Here is a 17,881-nt window from a genome sequence, read left to right as displayed (position 1 = left end):
CCGAATCGTGAAAACCCCGGGATTCCGGGCTTTTCGTCTCCGGAAGTCTGGACGTTTGCTGAGTTTGATAACGGAAAGGTCACGGAAGAGGCCGATTCCAAACCGATTCCCGATCAGGGCCGAACTCCTGTCAACACCAACCGCAAACACTTTCACAAAGGACATCTCATGCGTAAGTTCTACAAGAGCACGATCGGCATCGCAGCAGCAGCACTCCTCGTCGGCAGCCTCGCAGCATGCACCACCACCGAGGCCGAGGCCCCGGTCGCCGAAGACACCACCTCCGAAGAAGAGGTCATGGCCGACCCCGAGCCCCTCGCCTCGATCCCCGCCCTTGACGGCGTCGACACGCAGGTCACCCTCGACCAGGGCTTCGTTGACGCCCTCGGCTCGCTCGGCCTCACCCCCGGAGTGCTCGGCGGCGCCACGCTGACCGACGGCGTCCTCGCCTTCCCGATCACCGGCGGCAACGTGGACTACTACGACCCCGAGGAGGACTACCGTCCCTACGTCCAGGGCTCGGTTGAGCACGACGGATCCGGTATCTCGCTGACCGCCGGCGACATCGTCGTCGAGCTCACCGACTTCCGCATCGACCCGGGAACGTCGCAGCTGTTCGGAACCGTCACCGCCAACGGTGAAGAGGTCGGACAGGACATCTACATCTTCAACCTCGACGGCACCACGCTGAACCCGCTCGAGACCGACGCCGACGGCAACGCCGTGCTTGAGGGCACGACCGTTCTCATCAGCCCGGACGCCGCTGGCCTCCTGAACGACACCTTCGGAACCGACGCCGTCACCGACGAGCTCGTCGTGGGTATCGCCAAGATCACCGCCAAGGCTGCCGCGTAACTCACAAAATCACAGCACGAAGGCCCGCCACGCGAAAGCGCGGCGGGCCTTTTCGCGGTCCTCAACCTTTTTCGTATCATCCCGGAAGGGTTCCCCCGATGTCGAACAGAGCAGGTGCGGACGCAAGCCCCGCCGGTCGATTAGCCTTGAATGATGAGCTCCTCCCCCGGCACGCAGGTCAGCCAGCACGTGACCGTGCGCTTTTTTGCCTCGGCCAGGGCCGCCACCGGGGTGGACGACGTACGACTGGCACTTCCCTCGGGGGCATCCATCGCCGACGCCCTGCGGGAGCTGACCGCGGCCCCCGGCCAGCCCCTCGAGCAGGTGCTCTCGCGCTGCTCCTTCCTCGTCAATGCCGTCTCGACGACGGATCGCGCGACGAAGCTCTCCGACGGCGACGTCATCGACGTCATGCCGCCGTTCGCCGGCGGCTGAGGATGCCCGCGGGCGCCGCGGCCCACACCGCAACCTCACGCCGACTGTGCCCCTCCACAGCGTCAACCTCACGCCGACTGTGCCCCTCCACAGCGTCAGCCTCACGCCGACTGTGCCCCTCCACAGCGTCAGCCTCACGCCGACTGTGCCCCTCCACACCGACCGTGCCCGTTGCACCAAGCACACTCGGCGGCAACGCGCACACTCGGCGAACCCAGCGCACCCAGCGCACCCAGCGCACCCCCGACACCGGCCGCACTCGGCGCACTTGCGCCAGCACCACCCGGCTAGTAGCGCATCCCGCCCGGGTCGGTGAGGTCGAGCCAGGCCTGGATGCCGCCGCGCAACGACACCGCATCCGCACCGGCGGCACGCAGAGCCTCGGCGGCCCGCTGCGAACGGATGCCCGTCTTGCAGTAGACGACGAACGGACCCTCCCCGAGGGCGGCGGGGTCGTCGAGCAGCTGGGCGAGCGGCACAAACCGGGCACCGTCGATGTGCACGAGCTCGTGCTCGAACGGCTCCCGTACGTCGATGAGACTCGGCTTGCCCCCGGCGCTGAGCTCCGCGACACTGATCTCCCCCGCACAGAGCTCCTCGGCGCTGATCTCCAGATCGCCGTGCCCGCCGCCGCCCAGCGCACCGACGCTCGCCGCAGCCTCGCCCGACACCGGCCGTACGCCGCAGAACAGCTCGTAGTCGATGAGCTCGGTCACCGGCATCCGTCCGGCCCTGCGGGAGAGGCGCACCTCGCGCCAGCCGCCGGCGAGCGCATCGAGAACCTGGATTCGGCCGAGCAGCGGTTCGCCGATTCCGGTGATGAGCTTGATCGCCTCGGTTGCCATCATCGAGCCGATGCTCGCGCAGACCGCCCCGAGCACGCCGGCCTCATCGCACGACAGCACCTCGCCGGGCGCGGGAGGCACCGGGTGAAGGTCGCGGTAGTCGAGCGAGCGGCCGTCGGGGGCCGACTCCCAGAAGACCGTGACCTGGCCGTCGAAGCGGAAGACCGACCCCCACACGTAGGGCATGCCGAGGATGGCGGCCGCGTCGTTCGCGAGGTAGCGGGTGGCGAAGTTGTCGCTGCCGTCGACGACGAGGTCGTAGCCGGAGAAGATCTGAACGGCGTTGCCGGTGTCGAGCCGCACGGCGTGCTCCACCACCGCAACGAGCGGGTTCAGCTCGGCGATCGCGCGAGCCGCGCTCGCGGTCTTCAGCTCGCCGATGCTCGCGGTGCGGTGGATGACCTGCCGCTGCAGATTCGAGAAGTCCACGGTGTCGAAATCGACGATGCCGATCGTTCCGACCCCCGCCGCGGCAAGGTACTGCAGCACGGGCGATCCGAGCCCGCCGGCGCCGATCACGAGCACCTTCGCGGCGGCCAGACGGCGTTGACCCGACAGCCCGAAGCCCGGCAGCATCAGGTGACGCGATCCGCGCGCGACCTGCTCGGGCGTCAGCTCGGCCCCGAGGTCGACGAGGGGAGGCAGAGTCGACATGGCTGACCTCCTCACTGCCCAGAGCCGCACGCGCGGCGGGTCTCCAAGTCTATCGACGCGCATCCGCAGCCATCCCGCGCTCGCGCCCGCCCTCGTCGGCCTGCTCGGCCTCGCGATCTCGCTCATCGGCATCGGCATCCCGTCCCTCTGGTACGACGAGGCGGCCACCGTCACCGCGGTCACGCGCGACTGGCCCGAGCTGTGGCGCATGCTGGGCAACGTCGACGCCGTCCACGGCGCCTACTACCTGCTGATGCACGCCCTCGTCGACCTGTTCGGGTACTCCCCTGTGCTGTTGCGGATGCCGAGCGCGATCGCGGTGGGTGCCGCGGCGTCCCTCACCGTGGTGCTCGGCCGGCAGCTCGGCTTGGGCGGCGGCGCGGTTGTCGGCGGGCTGGTCTTCTGCCTGCTCCCCCGCGCGACCTGGATGGGCACCGAGGCCCGGTCGTACGCGTTGAGCGCCGCGCTCGCGGTGCTGCTCACGATCGTGTTGCTGCACGCTCAGCGGAGCAATCGGCGGCGCTGGTGGCTCGCCTACGCCGCGCTCACCGTGGTGTCGTGCTACTTCTTCATCTACCTCGCGCTCGTCATCGTCGCCCACGGCTTCTCCATGGCGTGGTGGCTCGCGAGCGCGCGTCGAACCGCCGTGGCGACGGCGCGCCGGTGGTTCGTGGCGAGTGCCGCCGCCGCCGTCGCCCTGCTGCCGTTCGCGCTCGCCGTAATCGGGCAGAACGCGCAGGTGTCGTGGATTCTCGACCTCGGTCCCGACACGCCCCGGCAGGTGCTGCGCACGCAGTGGTTCCTGTTCGACGGGCGGTTCGCGATCGCCGGATGGATCCTCATCGCGTTCGGCGTGATCGCGCTGCTCCGCACGGTGAGGGGTTTCTCGGCGGGCGCCGTGCTGCTGCCCGCGCTCGTGGTGCCGACTGCGGCGCTTCTGCTCGCCACCGAGCTGTACTCGCCGCTCTACACCCCGCGGTACCTCACGATGTGCCTGCCGTTCGTGGCCCTCGTCATCGGTGCCGCGATCGCCGCCGTGCCGACGAGGCCCCTCGCGGCCCTCACCCTCGCGAGCCTCGTGCTGCTCGCCATCCCGTCGATCGTGGAACAGCGCCAGCCGGATGCGAAGCAGGCGTCCACCTGGAAGGAGGTTGCCGCGCTCATCTCGGAGCAGCGCACCGAGGATGGCCCGGGAACGACGGCGATCATCTACGGGCCGGTGCGCTACCACGCGACCGCGACATCCCGGGTCATCGCGTACACCTACCCGGACGCCTTCGAGGGCAGCGTCGACGTCACGATCGACACGCCGGCCGGCCAGACTGGCCAGCTGTGGGAGACGCGCAACCGGCTCGACGAGTCGCTCGACCGGCTGGCCGGCTCAGATGTGGCCTATCTCATCACGAGCGTCAAGCGGGACCGGCGCGAGTCGACGACCCAGACCCTCGCCGGCGTCGGGTGGAGTCCGACCGACGAGTGGAACCTCAGCGACACCAACGTGGTTCGCTTCGAGCGCGACTGAGTCGCGGAGCACGAGCGGGAGCAGACTCGCCGCGGCTACGTGCTGAGGACTCGGGCCCCGTGCACCGGCCCTGTGGCCCGTACGACGTTCAGCCGCGCGGCGCTCAGCGCGATCTGCAGCTCGAGCGCGTTGTCGAGGTCGGCGGCGAGGAACGCGACGGTGGGGCCCGAGCCGGAGATCATGCCGGCGAGAGCGCCGTTCTCCTCGCCCAGCTCGATCACCTTCGCGAGCTTCGGCTCCATCTGCAGCGCCGGCGCCTGAAGGTCGTTGTGCAGCACCTCAGCGAGCATGTGCGGGTCGCCGGCGCGCAGCGCCTGCAGCACGTTCGCGTCGACGTGGGGGGCGACCTCGGCGGGGAAGATGTCCTGCGCGTGGCGGTCGCGGTGCCGGTCGAGTTCGCGGTACACCTCTGGCGTCGACATTCCGAAGTCGGCGAGGGCGAAGACCCACTGGAAGTGCCCCTTGGCCAGCGCGGGGCTCAGCTGGTCGCCGCGGCCGGTGCCGATCGCGGTGCCGCCGATGAAGGCGAACGGAACGTCGGCGCCGAGCTCGCCGGCGAGCTCGACGAGCTCCTCCCGGCCGAGGTCGGTTCCCCAGAGCGTGTCGCAGGCGAGAAGCGTCGCGGCAGCATCCGCCGACCCGCCGCCCATCCCGCCCGCGATCGGAACGTGCTTCTCGATCTCGAGGCGCACGCCGCCGCGGTAGCCGGCCCGTCGGGCCAGCAGCGTCGCGGCCTTGATCGCGAGGTTCGAGCCGTCGAGCGGCAGTCCGGAGGTGTCGACGCTGCTCGAGTTGGTGAATGTGACGGAGAAGTCGTCTGCGGGGTACGCTCGCACGTCTTCTGACAGCGAGACGGCCTGATACGCCGAGGCGACGTCATGGTAGCCATCGTCGAGCAGGGCGCCAACTTTGAGGAAGACGTTGATCTTGCCCGGGGCCCGGGCGTGCACCACGGTGGTGGGCGCCGATAAGGTCATTGCTCCAACCTAGTCGAGCGAGGGAGCGAGCCCGTTCACCACCGAGGCGAGCTCGCCCTTCGCGGTGCCGGCCCGGTCGGCGTCGCTGATCCTCGAGTGCGCCGCGGAGATGCTCGTTCTGGCGTTCTTCGTCGGGCTCGCGGTCACGAGCATCGACTCGCCGTCGGCGAGCTTCCACCGCGCCGTCGGATACTTCGCGGTGCGGTTGACCGATGCCGGCTCGATGCCGAGATGAGCGGAAAACACCGCGATCGCGCGGTCGAGGGCCTGCTGCTGGTCGCCGGGGATGCTCTTGCTCGCGCCGACCGTGTAGGTGCCGTCCGCCATCTGCCCAGGCGCCCGCATCCCCCTCGCCTGCTCGAACCTCACCGTGATCGACTGCGCCCACCACCCGTCGACGCGTTCGTGCTGCGAGAGCCAGCGGGCGATCTCGGCGTGGGACCAGGCCGCGGCGTGCTGCGCGTCGAGCAGCTCGAACCAGTCCAGCGGATGCCTGCCCGTCGCGGCCGACATCGCCGCATCACTCAGGGTCGATTGGTGGTCGGCTACCGGCATGGTTTCATCCTCGCCCACTGCTCCGCCAGCCGCTAGTACTCCTTGAGCACGCTCACCGAGCGGCTCGTCATCACGAACCCGATCCGCTCATAGAGCTCGACGGCTCCGGTCGGGCTGTCGGCATCGACGTCGAGCACCGCCTTCACCAGCCCGGCCTCGCGGTAGGCCTTGAGCAGGTGCGACAGCACGGCCGGCGCGAGCTTCATCCCGCGCCAGTCGCGCCGCACGCCCACGTAGGGGATATAGCCGAACCTGAAGCCGAGCTGGTCCCAGTCGTGCTCGTTGATGTCGGTCATCGCGAAGGCCGCGACCTGCTCCTCGCCCGTCTCGTCGGGCATGATCACGACGTAGGAGAGGTCGGCCCGGGCGATGGGCAGGCTGTCGTGCGAAAACCACTCCTGAATCGTGAGCGGCTGCGAGGCGAAGTGGTCGCGGAAGGCGTCATTGCGCGCGATGCGCGTCTTCTCGGCCCACTGCGGGCCGTATGTCTCGACGCGGGCGCCGTCGGGCAGCGGGATGTCGGGGATCGGCTCGGTCACGTCGCGCACAAGCTCGAACCAGTTGCGGCGGAAGTCGAACCCGCGGCCGCGCAGCAGTTCGAGCATCTCCTCGGCCTGCCGCGGAACGGCCGTCATGAACCAACCCGGGAGCGTCTTGTCGGAGGAGGCGAGCTGCTGCAGCCCGCGGTCCTCGAGCCAGTCGAGCAGCACCTCGTCGAGGCCCTCGCCGCGGCGGTCGGGATGCACGTGTCCCTCGAATGCCGAGCGCACGAGTGTGGCCTGGCTCGGCTGCAGCACGACGATTCCGTAGGCGACGGCGCGCCCGTTGACGTCGATGCCGATCACAGTGTCGTGGGCGCGATCGAGCTCGTCCGCGGTGATCTCGTGCTCGATCTCCTCGAGGGTGAGGGAGTAGCTCGGATGGTCGACGCGGCCGACGAGCTTGCGGAGCTCGAAGACGGGTTTGACGTCCTCGACGGTCATGGGCCGCCAGGTGACGCCGGCGAGCGGCTGCGGAAAGCGCACCTCGGCGGGAGCGGTGATGCGTTCGGACAGGGGCTGCGTTGTACTGGTCACTCCACCTAGTCTGTCACGGCCGCCCACCGGGCCGCCCAATCGGCCGCCGCGCCCGAGCACCGCCGAGTACCCGGTAGTGGTCGCTCCGCGGCCGCATCCAGCAGCTAGGCGACCGGCCGATTGCGGTAGCGCCCCACCAGTTCGGGTTCGGCGGCCTGCAGCCGCACGGGCGGCAAGCCCTTTTTCATCAGCTCGAGGTCGTCGCAGACCATGTCCCCTATTGACTGGAAGGCCTCCGGTATTCCCCCCGCTCGGTGCCCGGAAATGATCACGTTACCGAGAGCACGGAACGGGCTGTCAAGCGGAATCGGCTCGGTCGGCCACACATCGATGGCAGCGAGGAAGCGGCCTGCGGCGAGACGGTCGTAGAGCGCGTCGTAATCCACGACGGCCGCGCGGCTCACCAGCACCAACCGGGCACCGGGACGCAGCAGGTCGAGCTCCGCGGCCCCGAGCAGGTGCGCGCTCTCGGCAGTCGCCGTGGCCAGCATGAACACAAACGTGCTCGCCCTGAGGGTGTCCTCGAGCGAGGCTGCCTTCACCCCGTACTCGTCGAGGATCGCGACCGGCAGCCACGGATCGACGACGCGCACTGTCGGCGCGAACGGTTCGAGCAGTCGGTGAAGGCTCCGCCCGAGGTTGCCGAAGCCGATGAGCCCGACATCGGCGTGGCGCAGCAGGATCGAATCGGCGGTGCTCGCCGAGAGGTAACCCTCCTCTCCCGATCTGGCGGCGCGATCCTCACGTGAGATGCCGCGGGCGAGGTCGAGTGCGAGTCCCAAGGCAAACTCGGCGACGGCCTGCGCGTAGGCGGGGCCGCAGCCGAGAACGCGGACGCCTCGGCGAAACGCGGCCTGGTAGTCGACGTTCGGGAGGAAGTTGCCTTCCACGTTGATGATGGCCCGGAGGTTGTCCGCTCGGTCTATCGCGGCGGTGTCGAGGTCCGGCTGCCCTACCACGGCGAAGGCCGCAGGGAGCCGTCGGGCGAAGTCGAGCATATCCGGGCGCTCCTCGTAGTCGACGACGTCGAAATGCGAACGGAGCCGCGCCAGCGCGGCAGGCGTGAAGATGCGGTCCCGGCGCTGAGGTGCGGGGCTGAGCAGCACAAGCGGTTTTGCCATCGTGCGCTATCCCCGCCGTGCCAGAGTGGCACTCACTGGGCCGCCTCCGCGCCGGTCAGCAGGGCGACCAGTTCCTGGCCGCTGGTCTCGCTCGCCGTTCGCGAGGTCAGCGCCCGGCCCTGCCGCATCACCCAGATGAGGTCTGCGAGGCCCATGACCTCCTCGAAGTTGTGGCTGATGAGGATGACCGTGATGCCCTGGTCGCGGAGCGACGCGATGAGGGTGTGCACCTCGGCGCTCTCCTTCACTCCGAGGGCAGCGGTGGGTTCATCGAAGATAACGACTTTCGCCCCCCAGGCGACCGCCCGGCAGATCGCGACGGCCTGCCGCTGCCCGCCCGACATCCCGCCGATCTCCTGCGTGAGGGACAGCGTCGTGTTGCCGATCCGCTTGAGCATCTCGGCGGAGCCGCGCTTCATCTTCTTTCGGTTGAGCAGCTGGAACGGCCAGACGCCGATCCGCAGCTCGCGCGATAGGTAGAGATTCTCGACGACGGTGAGCGTGTCGATGACGGCGAGGTCCTGGTAGACGGTCTCGATGCCGAGGGCACGGGAGTCGCGGGGCGAGGCGATCTTGACCGGTGCGCCGTCGACGAGCAGCTCGCCCGAGGTCGGCTCGTGGATGCCGGAAAGACACTTGATCAACGTGCTCTTGCCTGCACCGTTGTCGCCGATGATCGCCGTGACCTTGCCCGCGGGCACGTTCATGGTGACCCCGCGCAGTGCCTGAACACCCCCGAAATGCTTCTCGACGTTTCTCAGTTCGATCATGTTCTCAGCCATGGGTGGCCTCCGCTGTGGTGTGTGGTGAGATTTCGCCGGAGAGGGGCACGCCGACGGCGTGCTCGATTATCGGAATGTCTTCCGGGGTGAGGAACGATTGAGAGCGGCCGCAGACGAGCGCGCCCGCGGCGTTCGCCACATCCAGGCATCGCTCGAGGGCGAGGCCGGCCGCGAGGCCGAGTACCAGGGCGGCAAGGAAGCTGTCGCCGGCGCCGACGGAGTTGACGACCTGCGTGCTCTGTCCGGCAACGCGCAGGACGACGCCATCCTGTCCGATCGCCGCCGCACCGGCGGCACCGAGAGTCAGTACGACCGTGCCGCCTCCCACTGCCTGAAGTGCGTGGAGGAGGGTGACGGGGTCGCCCTCCTCCGGCATCTCGAGGATGTGCCGCGCCTCGTCGGCGTTGAGGACGACGGTGTCGGCCAAAGGAAGGAACTCTCTGGCACGCTCGTGCACCGGTGAGAGGTTGAGCACGATGGTGCTGCCCCGCTCGCGGAACCGCTCGACAGCGTGCCTGACGGTGTCGAGCGGCACCTCAAGGTTCATGATCACGAACGCGGGCGTGCGGGCGGCCTCGAGATAGGAGTCGATATCGGATGCCGAGAGGTGGTCGTTAGCTCCCGCGATGACCACTGTGTCGTAGTCCCCCTGCGGGTTGACCCGCACGTGCCCCACTCCGGTATGTGCCGCGGGGTCACGGGTGATTGCGGCCGTGGACACGCCGCGCGCTTCGAGGGTGCTGGTGAGGAACCTGCCGAGGTCGTCGCTGCCGACGCGGCCGACGAGCGTCACCGACGGGTCAAGTGAGGCGACGCTCAATGCGGCATTGAGACTCTTCCCACCAGCGCACATCTCGAAGTTCGCTCCGATGGCATAGCTGGCTCCGCCACTGGTCGAATCGACGTAGGCGATCAGGTCAGCGTTGAGCGAGCCGACCACGCAGATGGCTCCGGCACTCATCTACGCGCCCAGCATCTTCGTCCACAGCACCGATGCCGAGTGCAGGGCGTCGCCGGTTGGCAGCGCGGGATCGTCGCGCACCATGTCCGTCGCCACCTCGATGATTCGCCCCATCCGCTCGATGTTCAACTCGCACTCGCGCACCGGATTCTCGCGCACCGGATCGGTGTCGAAATAGTACGTGCCGGCGTAGCCCTCCCGCACGAGGTAGTAGGCGAGCTCGAGGGTTTCGGAGAAGTGTATCGACCCGACCAGGAGCCCGTCGTCGGCGACTCCGTGCGAGTCGTTGAGCTGGAGCCCGAAGAGTTTCTGCTCGCGCAGGCACATCGCGGCCGACTGTGCCGGGTTCTCTCTCGCCATCAGCAGGTGCCCGAAGTCAAGCGTGACCCCCAAGTTCGGCCGGTCGCAGTCGCGGATCAGCTTGATGACGGCTCCGGTGGTGTTGAGCAGGGTGCGCCCGCGCGGTTCAGCCGGCTTGTATTCGATCGAGACGCGGATGCCGGGGTCGACGTCGGCGACCTCGCGAAGACATTCGACCATCCAGTCCCAGGACTTCATGTAGTCCATCTGCAGCGGGTACTCGTACCCGTCGTGCGCCGGCCAGAGCAGCACGTGGTCGGCGCCGAGCTCGCGGCAGATCCCGATCGCCTCTTTCACCATGGTGACGGCCGCACGGCGGATCTCGGGGTCGGGGTTGCTGAACGCTCCGTCGGCGAACATCGGGGCCGGCCAGCGCAGCTGCACTCCCTGCACGTCGAGTCCGACGTTGTCGAGCGCCGCGGAGATGTCGGCCACCGAGTCGGTGCCGAAATGCTCCGGATAGTTCAGTTCGAGGGAGGTGAGCCCGGTCACCTGGCCAGCGAGCGCAATGAGGTCGAGCGTCGATTCCTCCCCGGTGGGGTACTTGCGTCCCTTGCCGAGACCAAACGAGTTGAGCCGGGTGGAGTATTTGATGTCGGACATTATCGCTTCGCTTTCGATCGGGATGCTGCTCGGTCCACCAGCACGGCAAGAAGGATGATCACACCGGTGACCACCAGCTGGAGGAATGGATTGACGTTGAGGAGGGTGAGGCCGGTCCGGATGGAACCAAGCAGTAGTGCGCCGAGAACGGTGCCGACGATCGATGCGCGCCCGCCCATCAGGCTGGTTCCGCCGACGACGACGGCGGCGATGACGAGCAGTTCGTAGCCGGTGCCGGAAATGGGTTCAGCGGCGCCGATCCGACTCATCAGCAGGAGCGCGGCGAGTCCCGAGAGGGTTCCGGCGAGGACGAAGGCCATCACCTTGGTGCGGTTGACCGCGACGCCGCTCTTCCTGGCTGCATCCGAGTTGGTGCCCACAGCCTTGAGGTGCACGCCGAGACGGGACCGGTTGAGTATCAGATAGCAGATCAGCGTGACGGCTGCGACAAGGATGATCGGATTCGGGATGGGCCCGAGCCTGCCGCTGAGCAGGTCACGAAAGCCCTGGTCGAGCCCGAAGACGGGCCTGCCTCCCGTGTAGAGGAAGGCGAGCCCTCGGTACACGTTCAGGGTGGCGAGCGTGACGACGAAGGACTCGAGTGCGAACAAGGCGGAGAACGCGCCGTTGATGAACCCGAGCACGGCGCCGAGCGCGAGGCCGACGAGGATGGTCGGGAGCGTTCCCCAGGCAGCAAGGTTGGTCGCGCAGACGACGCTGACCAGGCCGACAATCGACCCGACCGAGAGGTCGATGCCCCCGGTCACGATGACCAGGGTCATGCCGAGGGCGATCACGGCGATGATCGACGATTGCACCCCCATCTCGAGCAGGTTGTTGACGGTCAGGAATGAGGGCACCATGATGCTGAAGAATGTGAAGGTCACCGCGAGGGCGATGAGAACTCCCAGAACGCGGTTGTTGGAGAAATCGAGCATGGATCGCAGGCCGGCTGCTCCCGCATATCGGGGTGCACGACTACTTGGCGGTTCGGTGGTGGGAGGTTTCCGACGGGAAAGAGTCACGTCCAAACCTTTCTCTAGTGGGTCGATTGGAGGGTCGGCGCGATGCCCGGTCGGGTGCCCGTGTCTCGGGGCACCCGACCGGCCTGCGCGCTAGTCGAGGGTGGGGGGCGCGTCGTCCACGTTCTCCTCGGTGATGAGTGCCTGCGGCGTGTACACCGCCCGCGGCACATCCTGACCGCCCAGCACGCGCAGTGCGACGTTCACCGAGACCTGGCCCGTGAGGTAGGGGAAGGAGTCGATGGTCGCCGTGAGATCGCCAGCGCGGATCGCGTTGTAGGCGTCCTCTACACCGTCGGTGCCGATGACCATGACCTTGCCCTTGAGGCCGGCGGAGTTGACGGCCTCTGCCACCCCGAGGGCCATTCCGTCATTGTTGGCGTAGATCGCCGCGATGTCTGGGTACTGCTGGATGATCGTCGCGGCCGCGTCCCTGGCCTTCGCGATGTCCCAGTCACCCGGCACACTGGCGACGACCTCGAGGCCACCGGCCTCGGCGGTCTCGGTGAAGCCGGCCGTGCGCTGCACGGCGGCGTAGACACCGGCCTGTCCTTCGATGATCGCGACCTGGGCGCCCTCGTCGGCGTTCGCGAGAACGAATTCGGCGGCGCTGATCCCGTTCTGGATCTGGTTCGGGCCGACCCACTGCTTCGCTCCGGGAAGCACGGCGTCGTTGACGTTCACGACGAGCACATCATCTCCCTCGCCCTGCTCGACGGCCGGGCAGAGATTGGTGTCAGTCTGCGGTGAGACGAGCAGTGCCGCGTAGTCGTTCTGCAGCATGGTTTCGGCGGAGTTGAGCTGGCCGACCTGGTCGGATTCGCTCGCGGCGGCCTGCACATCCACACTGACGCCGTAGAGCTCGGCCGCGGCCGACTGTCCCTCGGACAGTGCCAACCAGTACTGGTTGCCGAGGAACTTCATGATGGAGCCGATGGTGGTTCCGTCGGCCGGGTCCGGAACGGCGCCAAGCTCGCCTTCGAGGTCCGTGTAGTCGATGCTGTCTTCGGCGTCATCGGTGCTGAAGGGGGCATCACCGACCGTGCATGACGTCACCGCCGCGGCGTCGTCGCCGCTCGAGGTGTCATCGCCGGGAGGAGATGCTGCGCCGGAGCATCCGGCGAGGATGATCGCGAGGCTCGCGAAGGTCGCGGCTGCGCCGAACGGCGCCGCTCGTCTCGAGTTCGTGGTGGTGAGTGATTTCATTTCTCTCCCTGAGGGCGGTAGGTCAGCGGAGGAAGTCTGGAACTGACTTCAACGCTGAAGTGATGGTGATTGGGGAGTCTATGCACGCTCCACGCGCCAAAGTCCGCCGCGATTCAATCGTGGGTAACGATTCAGAACGACTGAGAAAATATTCAAAGCGGGAATGAAAACCGCTCACGTGATCCCGTCGTGCGGTCGCCGGGTTGCCGGGCGCGCCGAGGGCTGACAAGCTAAATACGGGCCTCAATCAGTCCTGCATGTATATTCATACCACCTGACGAAAGTGATTGAATGACGCGTTCTAGCGACCAGTCGAGCCTTCTCTCGACGAGCATCGACCAGCTTCGGTTGTTCACGAAGATCGCCGTCCTCTATCACGAGGAGCACCTCGCGCAGTCGGAGATTTCCTCTCGCCTGAACCTCTCCCAAGCGCGCGTGTCGCGCTACCTCGCGCGGGCGGTCGAGCTCGGAATCGTGCGTACGTCCGTGGTGCAGCCGTCCGGAATCTACGTCGGTCTCGAAAAGGCGCTGGAGGAGAAATATTCGCTGCGCGAAGTGGTCGTCGTCGAGGATGTCGAGGGGTCATCACTCGGAATGCGGCTCGGCTCTTCCGCCGCGACCTACCTCGAGACCACCCTCGACATCAACGATTTCGTCGGCATCTCCTCGTGGAGCACGACTCTTCTGGCGACCGTGGAAGCCATGCGCTCCCGCCCGAGGAAAAACGTCAAGGAGGTCATCCAACTCATCGGCGGGGTGGGCAGTCCGCAGGCGCAGGTGCAGGCGACCCGACTCGTCTCCCACCTGGCCGAGCTCACCTCGGCCAAGCCGTTCTATATGCCCGCTCCCGGCCTCGTCGCGAACCATGAGATTCGTCAGGCGTTCCTCGCCGAGCCAGCCGTCGGCGTCACGGCAGATGCGTGGACCCGCTTGACGACGCTTCTCGTCGGCATCGGGACGTTCCCGGCATCCGCTCTGTGGCGCGCCAGCGGCAACGCGCTCACGAGCGAGGAGGAGAACGGGCTCTCCCAATCGGGAGCCGTCGGCGAGATCTGCCTGCGCTACTTCGACGTTGACGGGGAGCCGATGAACCCGGCGATCGAGGAACGGATGATCTCAATCGATGCCGAGACGATGATGCGGGTGCCGCGGCGAATCGGTGTAGCCGGCGGGATGCGCAAGCTCGACGCGATCCGCGGGGCCGTGACGGGCGGCTGGGTGAACGTGCTGATCACGGATTCGCACGTGGCGCGGCAACTGCTGGAGCCGCCGCGGTTGGCGCCGTAGCCGATCACACGGCACTCGCCGAGCGCGCGGCTCAGGCCTTGGCGCGCGCGATCGCCAGGAAGTCGTCGACGGTGAGCTGCTCGCCGCGCGTTGTGGGGTCGACACCGGCCCGTTCCATCGTGGCGGATGCCGCGACGGAGGATCCGAACAGCTCGGCGAGCGCCTGCCGCAGCATCTTCCGGCGCTGTTGGAACGCGGCATCCACGAGGGCGAAGGTCGCGAGCCGCTCCTCCTCGGTGCCGATCGGCGTCTCGCGGAGAGCGAACGACACGAGGATCGAGTCGACGTTCGGCACGGGCCAGAACACCTGCCGGCTCACTGAGCCGGAGGTTTTCCAGTGCCCGAACCAGGCAGCCTTGACGCTCGGGCTGCCGTAGATCTTCGACCCGGGCGCGGCGGCGAGCCGCTGGCCGACCTCGGCCTGCACCATGACGAGCCCGGACCGGATGCCGCGGAACGTCTCGAGGAAGTGCAGCAGCACGGGAACCGAGATGTTGTACGGCAGGTTCGCGACGAGGATGCCGGGGGCGCCGGGCAGCTCGGTCACGCGCATGGCGTCTTGCGTGACCACGGTGAGCTGCGCGGTGGAGCTGGGGCGATCGCGCCAGCGATCGTGCGACCCCAGCGCCGAGGGAGCCTGCGACCGAGGGAAATACTGTTCGACCGTGAGCGGAAGCTGCGCGGCGAGGCGCTTGTCGATCTCGACGGCGACGACGGACGCGCCGGTCTCGAGCAGCCCGAGGGTGAGGGAGCCGAGTCCGGGGCCGATCTCGACGACGGTGTCGGCGCTCGTCACGCCGGCGGCCTTGACGATGCGGCGGACCGTGTTGGCGTCGATGACGAAGTTCTGCCCGAGCTTCTTCGTGGGCTGGATGCCGAGCAGCTCGGCGAGGTCGCGGATCTCGGCCGGACCCAGGAGCGCCATCAGGCGAGTTCGGACGGGTCGATGGCCTCGTCCCACGGCGAGGCGCCGCCGTTCGCCACGGGCTCCGCGTCCCAGCTCCCGTAGACGAGCTCGGTGTTCGAGGAGACCTGCGCGGCGAGCATCGCGACGTCGGTGCCGAGGTGCTCGGCCATGAACCGCAGCGTCACCGGGATCAGGTACGGGGAGTTCGGGCGGCCGCGGTGCGGGAGCGGGGTGAGGAACGGGGCATCCGTCTCGACCAGGATGCGGTCGCGCGGGATCACCTCGAGCGCCTCGCGCAGGTTCGACGCGTTCTTGAAGGTGATGTTGCCGGCGAAGGAGAGGTACCAGCCGTTGTCGGCGCAGATCCTCGCCATTGCGGCGTCGCCGGAGAAGCAGTGGAAGACGGTGCGCTCGGGGGCGCCGACCCGCAGCAGCGTCTCGATGACGTCGTCGTGCGCCTCGCGGTCGTGGATCTGCATCGCGAGATCGTGCTTGTTCGCGATGGCGATGTGCGCCTCGAACGAGTGGTGCTGGGCGGGGCGGCCCTCCTCGCCGGTGCGGAAGTAGTCGAGTCCGGTCTCGCCGATCGCGCGCACTCGCGGGCGGGCGGCGAGTTCGTCGATCTCGGCGATCGCGGCGTCGAGCGTGCCGGCTGCCGCGTAGGCCGGTGCCTCGTTCGGATGGATGGCGACGGCCGCCAGCATCCGCGGTTCACGGGCCGCCATCTCGGCCGACCAGCGGGATGTTTCGAGGTCTCCGCCGACCTGCACGACGCCGCGGATGCCGACGCTCGAGGCCATGTCGAGCTGCTGCAGGTAGTCGAGCGGGTCGTTGCCGTCGGCGATCTCGAGGTGGGTGTGGTTGTCGTAGCAGGGCACGACGAGCGATGGCGGCAGGGGAGGGTAGCTCAGGTCGCGCGTCTGGCCGTGCTCGGCGCGGGACTCGCGCTTGCGAATGTAGTTCGACGGATCGCCCGCGTGCTCGCTCATACTCCCGCCGGCTCCGGAGATTCGATGCGCGGGAACAGCGCGTCGATCGAGTGCACCCGGCTCGCGGGCGGCAGCTGGCCCCAGTGCCCGGCATCCACGATCACCTGGTCGGTGACGTGGCCGAGCTCGTGGGCGGCGCCGATCGCGCTCCACAGCTTGTGGGTCGAGTCGGGAATGACGGGCGATAGCAGCACGGCGAGCGCGCGGAGCCCCTCGGCGGCGGTGTACAGCACGGTGCCGAGGCGGGCGCGGTTGGCCTCGTCCTTGGCGAGCGCCCACGGCTCCTGGAGCGTGATGTAGCCGTTGAGTTCGTCGACGATCGTCCACACGCTGGCGATGGCCTCGTGGATGGCGAGGCGCTGGATGGCGGCATCCGCCTTCTCCGCGGCCTGCTTCACGACCGACTGGATGCCCAGGTCGGCCTCGGTGTACTCGGCCGGGCTCGGGATGGCGCCGTCGAAGTACTTGTTGACCATCGCGATGACGCGGGAGGCGAGGTTGCCGAAGCCGTTGGCGAGCTCGGACTGGTATCTCGCGGCGAGGTCCTCCCAGCTGAACGAGCCGTCCTGGCCGAAGTTGATCGCACTCATGAAGTAGTAGCGGAACGCGTCGACGCCGAAGGTCTCCGTGATCTGGCTCGGCGCGATGCCGGTCAGCTTCGACTTGGACATCTTCTCGCCGCCGACGAGCAGCCAGCCGTGGCCGAAGACGCGTGTGGGCACCTCGAGGCCGGCGGCCATGAGCATTGCGGGCCAGATGACGGCGTGGAAGCGGGCGATGTCCTTGCCGACGAGTTGCGTTGCGGGCCAGCGGCGACGGAAGTTGTCGTCGTCGGTGCCATAGCCGATCGCGGTGATGTAGTTGAGCAGCGCGTCGAACCAGACGTAGAGCACGTGGCTGTCGTCCCACGGGATCTTGATTCCCCAGTCGAAGCTCGAGCGGGAGATCGAGAGATCCTGCAGCCCCGACTTCACGAACTGGATGATCTCGTTGCGCACGCTGTCGGGCTGGATGAAGTCCGGGCGGGACTCGTAGAGGTCAAGCAGCTTCTGCTGGAAGTCGCTCATCCGGAAGAAGTAGTTGCGTTCTTTGAGAATCTCCACCGGGCGGGTGTGGATCTTGCAGACCAGCTGGCCGGCGTAGTCGCCGGACTCGGCCTCGAGGAGGTCGTCGAGCTGCTTGTACTCCTCGCAGCCGACACAGTAGTAGCCCTCGTATTCGCCCGAGTAGATGAAGCCGTCGTCGTAGAGCTTCTGCAGGAAGATCTTGACCGCGGACTCGTGCCGCTCGTCGGTCGTGCGGATGAAGTCGTCGTTGTCGATGTTGATCGTCTGCAGCAGCGGCAGCCACGACTCGTTGACGAGCTTGTCGGCCCAGGCCTGCGGGGTCGAGTCGTTCGCGACGGCGGTGCGCAGGATCTTCTGCCCGTGCTCGTCGGTGCCCGTGAGCAGCCAGGTGTCGTCGCCGCTCTGCCGGTGCCACCTGGCCAGAACGTCCGCCGCCACCTCGGTGTACGCGTGCCCGATGTGCGGAACGTCGTTGACGTAGAAGATGGGGGTCGCGATATAGAAAGAGTCTCCAGCGGCCATGCGCTCCATCCTATTCGGCGCACACCCGGTGTTATTGCCGGGCGCCGCGGGGCGAGACGCGGATCATAGTGTGTGCGCCTCGAAACTTGGTGTACTGTCCGACTAACAGGGGCAGGCGCGATGTTGGCGACCGGC

17 protein-coding genes are annotated in these 17,881 nt (G+C 67.6%); 4 read left to right on the top strand and 13 right to left on the bottom strand.

Annotated elements, in window-relative coordinates; genetic code table 11:
- Positions 1-168 precede the first annotated feature (168 nt).
- Together ABIB15_RS02685 and ABIB15_RS02680 are read left to right on the top strand one after the other, a co-directional pair.
- Positions 169-855 carry an ABC transporter substrate-binding protein gene (locus ABIB15_RS02685; protein WP_354475034.1) on the top strand — a complete coding sequence of 229 codons (687 nt, stop codon included), beginning with the start codon at positions 169-171 and terminating at the stop codon, positions 853-855.
- Between the two features lie 153 nt (positions 856-1,008).
- The gene (locus ABIB15_RS02680; protein ID WP_354475033.1) at positions 1,009-1,290 is read left to right on the top strand and encodes a MoaD/ThiS family protein; all 282 of its coding nucleotides are present in this window, start codon (positions 1,009-1,011) and stop codon (positions 1,288-1,290) included.
- Positions 1,291-1,577: 287 nt separating this feature from the next.
- Here ABIB15_RS02680 and moeB read toward each other — a convergent pair whose 3' ends face one another.
- Entirely contained in the window at positions 1,578-2,789 is a 1,212-nt protein-coding gene (gene moeB / locus ABIB15_RS02675) for a molybdopterin-synthase adenylyltransferase MoeB (RefSeq protein WP_354475031.1), read from the bottom strand.
- On the opposite strand from moeB, the gene ABIB15_RS02670 reads away from it, so the two are divergent.
- Positions 2,788-4,311: a glycosyltransferase family 39 protein gene (locus ABIB15_RS02670; RefSeq protein ID WP_354475030.1), complete on the top strand. Its 1,524-nt coding sequence runs from the start codon at positions 2,788-2,790 to the stop codon at positions 4,309-4,311. The genes moeB and ABIB15_RS02670 overlap by 2 nt on opposite strands.
- 35 nt (positions 4,312-4,346) lie before the next feature.
- Here the strand turns inward: ABIB15_RS02670 and ABIB15_RS02665 are convergent, their stop codons facing one another.
- The 9 genes from ABIB15_RS02665 to ABIB15_RS02625 all read right to left on the bottom strand — a co-directional run bounded on the left by ABIB15_RS02665 (position 4,347) and on the right by ABIB15_RS02625 (position 12,974).
- On the bottom strand, positions 4,347-5,288 hold the full coding sequence (locus ABIB15_RS02665) for a 4-(cytidine 5'-diphospho)-2-C-methyl-D-erythritol kinase (protein ID WP_354475028.1): 942 nt from the start codon (positions 5,286-5,288) through the stop codon (positions 4,347-4,349).
- 9 nt (positions 5,289-5,297) lie between these two features.
- On the bottom strand, positions 5,298-5,843 hold the full coding sequence (locus ABIB15_RS02660) for a hypothetical protein (protein ID WP_354475026.1): 546 nt from the start codon (positions 5,841-5,843) through the stop codon (positions 5,298-5,300).
- A gap of 32 nt (positions 5,844-5,875) precedes the next feature.
- Positions 5,876-6,919 carry a GNAT family N-acetyltransferase gene (locus ABIB15_RS02655; RefSeq protein ID WP_354475025.1) on the bottom strand — a complete coding sequence of 348 codons (1,044 nt, stop codon included), beginning with the start codon at positions 6,917-6,919 and terminating at the stop codon, positions 5,876-5,878.
- A 104-nt stretch (positions 6,920-7,023) separates the two neighbouring features.
- Positions 7,024-8,040, bottom strand: coding sequence for an NAD(P)-dependent oxidoreductase (locus ABIB15_RS02650; RefSeq protein WP_354475023.1), 1,017 nt, complete (start codon positions 8,038-8,040; stop codon positions 7,024-7,026).
- A 32-nt stretch (positions 8,041-8,072) separates the two neighbouring features.
- Positions 8,073-8,822, bottom strand: coding sequence for an ATP-binding cassette domain-containing protein (locus ABIB15_RS02645; RefSeq protein ID WP_354475021.1), 750 nt, complete (start codon positions 8,820-8,822; stop codon positions 8,073-8,075).
- Complete coding sequence (locus ABIB15_RS02640; RefSeq protein WP_354475019.1) at positions 8,815-9,783, bottom strand: PfkB family carbohydrate kinase; 969 nt, start codon at positions 9,781-9,783, stop codon at positions 8,815-8,817. The genes ABIB15_RS02645 and ABIB15_RS02640 overlap by 8 nt, the downstream gene beginning before the upstream one ends.
- Positions 9,784-10,746: a sugar phosphate isomerase/epimerase family protein gene (locus tag ABIB15_RS02635; RefSeq protein ID WP_354475017.1), complete on the bottom strand. Its 963-nt coding sequence runs from the start codon at positions 10,744-10,746 to the stop codon at positions 9,784-9,786. It lies immediately after the preceding gene.
- Positions 10,746-11,684: an ABC transporter permease gene (locus ABIB15_RS02630; protein WP_354475015.1), complete on the bottom strand. Its 939-nt coding sequence runs from the start codon at positions 11,682-11,684 to the stop codon at positions 10,746-10,748. The genes ABIB15_RS02635 and ABIB15_RS02630 overlap by 1 nt, the downstream gene beginning before the upstream one ends.
- Positions 11,685-11,861: 177 nt before the next feature.
- Complete coding sequence (locus ABIB15_RS02625) at positions 11,862-12,974, bottom strand: sugar ABC transporter substrate-binding protein (RefSeq protein WP_354475013.1); 1,113 nt, start codon at positions 12,972-12,974, stop codon at positions 11,862-11,864.
- Positions 12,975-13,265: 291 nt separating this feature from the next.
- Here ABIB15_RS02625 and ABIB15_RS02620 point away from each other — a divergent pair, with 291 nt between their 5' ends.
- Positions 13,266-14,261, top strand: a complete 996-nt coding sequence (locus tag ABIB15_RS02620; protein WP_354475011.1) for a sugar-binding transcriptional regulator — start codon at positions 13,266-13,268, stop codon at positions 14,259-14,261.
- Positions 14,262-14,292: 31 nt separating this feature from the next.
- Here ABIB15_RS02620 and rsmA read toward each other — a convergent pair whose 3' ends face one another.
- The 3 genes from rsmA to metG are packed head-to-tail and all read right to left on the bottom strand — an operon-like array spanning position 14,293 to position 17,746.
- Positions 14,293-15,186 carry a 16S rRNA (adenine(1518)-N(6)/adenine(1519)-N(6))-dimethyltransferase RsmA gene (gene rsmA / locus ABIB15_RS02615; protein ID WP_354475010.1) on the bottom strand — a complete coding sequence of 298 codons (894 nt, stop codon included), beginning with the start codon at positions 15,184-15,186 and terminating at the stop codon, positions 14,293-14,295.
- Positions 15,186-16,157, bottom strand: a complete 972-nt coding sequence (locus tag ABIB15_RS02610) for a TatD family hydrolase (protein WP_354475008.1) — start codon at positions 16,155-16,157, stop codon at positions 15,186-15,188. Before ABIB15_RS02610 ends, rsmA begins: the two co-directional genes overlap by 1 nt.
- Entirely contained in the window at positions 16,154-17,746 is a 1,593-nt protein-coding gene (metG, locus tag ABIB15_RS02605; protein ID WP_354475007.1) for a methionine--tRNA ligase, read from the bottom strand. The genes ABIB15_RS02610 and metG overlap by 4 nt, the downstream gene beginning before the upstream one ends.
- Positions 17,747-17,881: the final 135 nt, after the last annotated feature.

This window comes from Marisediminicola sp. UYEF4, from assembly GCF_040546025.1.
In the GTDB taxonomy this organism is placed as follows: Bacteria; Actinomycetota; Actinomycetes; order Actinomycetales; family Microbacteriaceae; genus Marisediminicola.
Note: the sequence above shows the minus strand (reverse complement) of the source record. Positions and strands in the feature narration are given on the sequence as shown.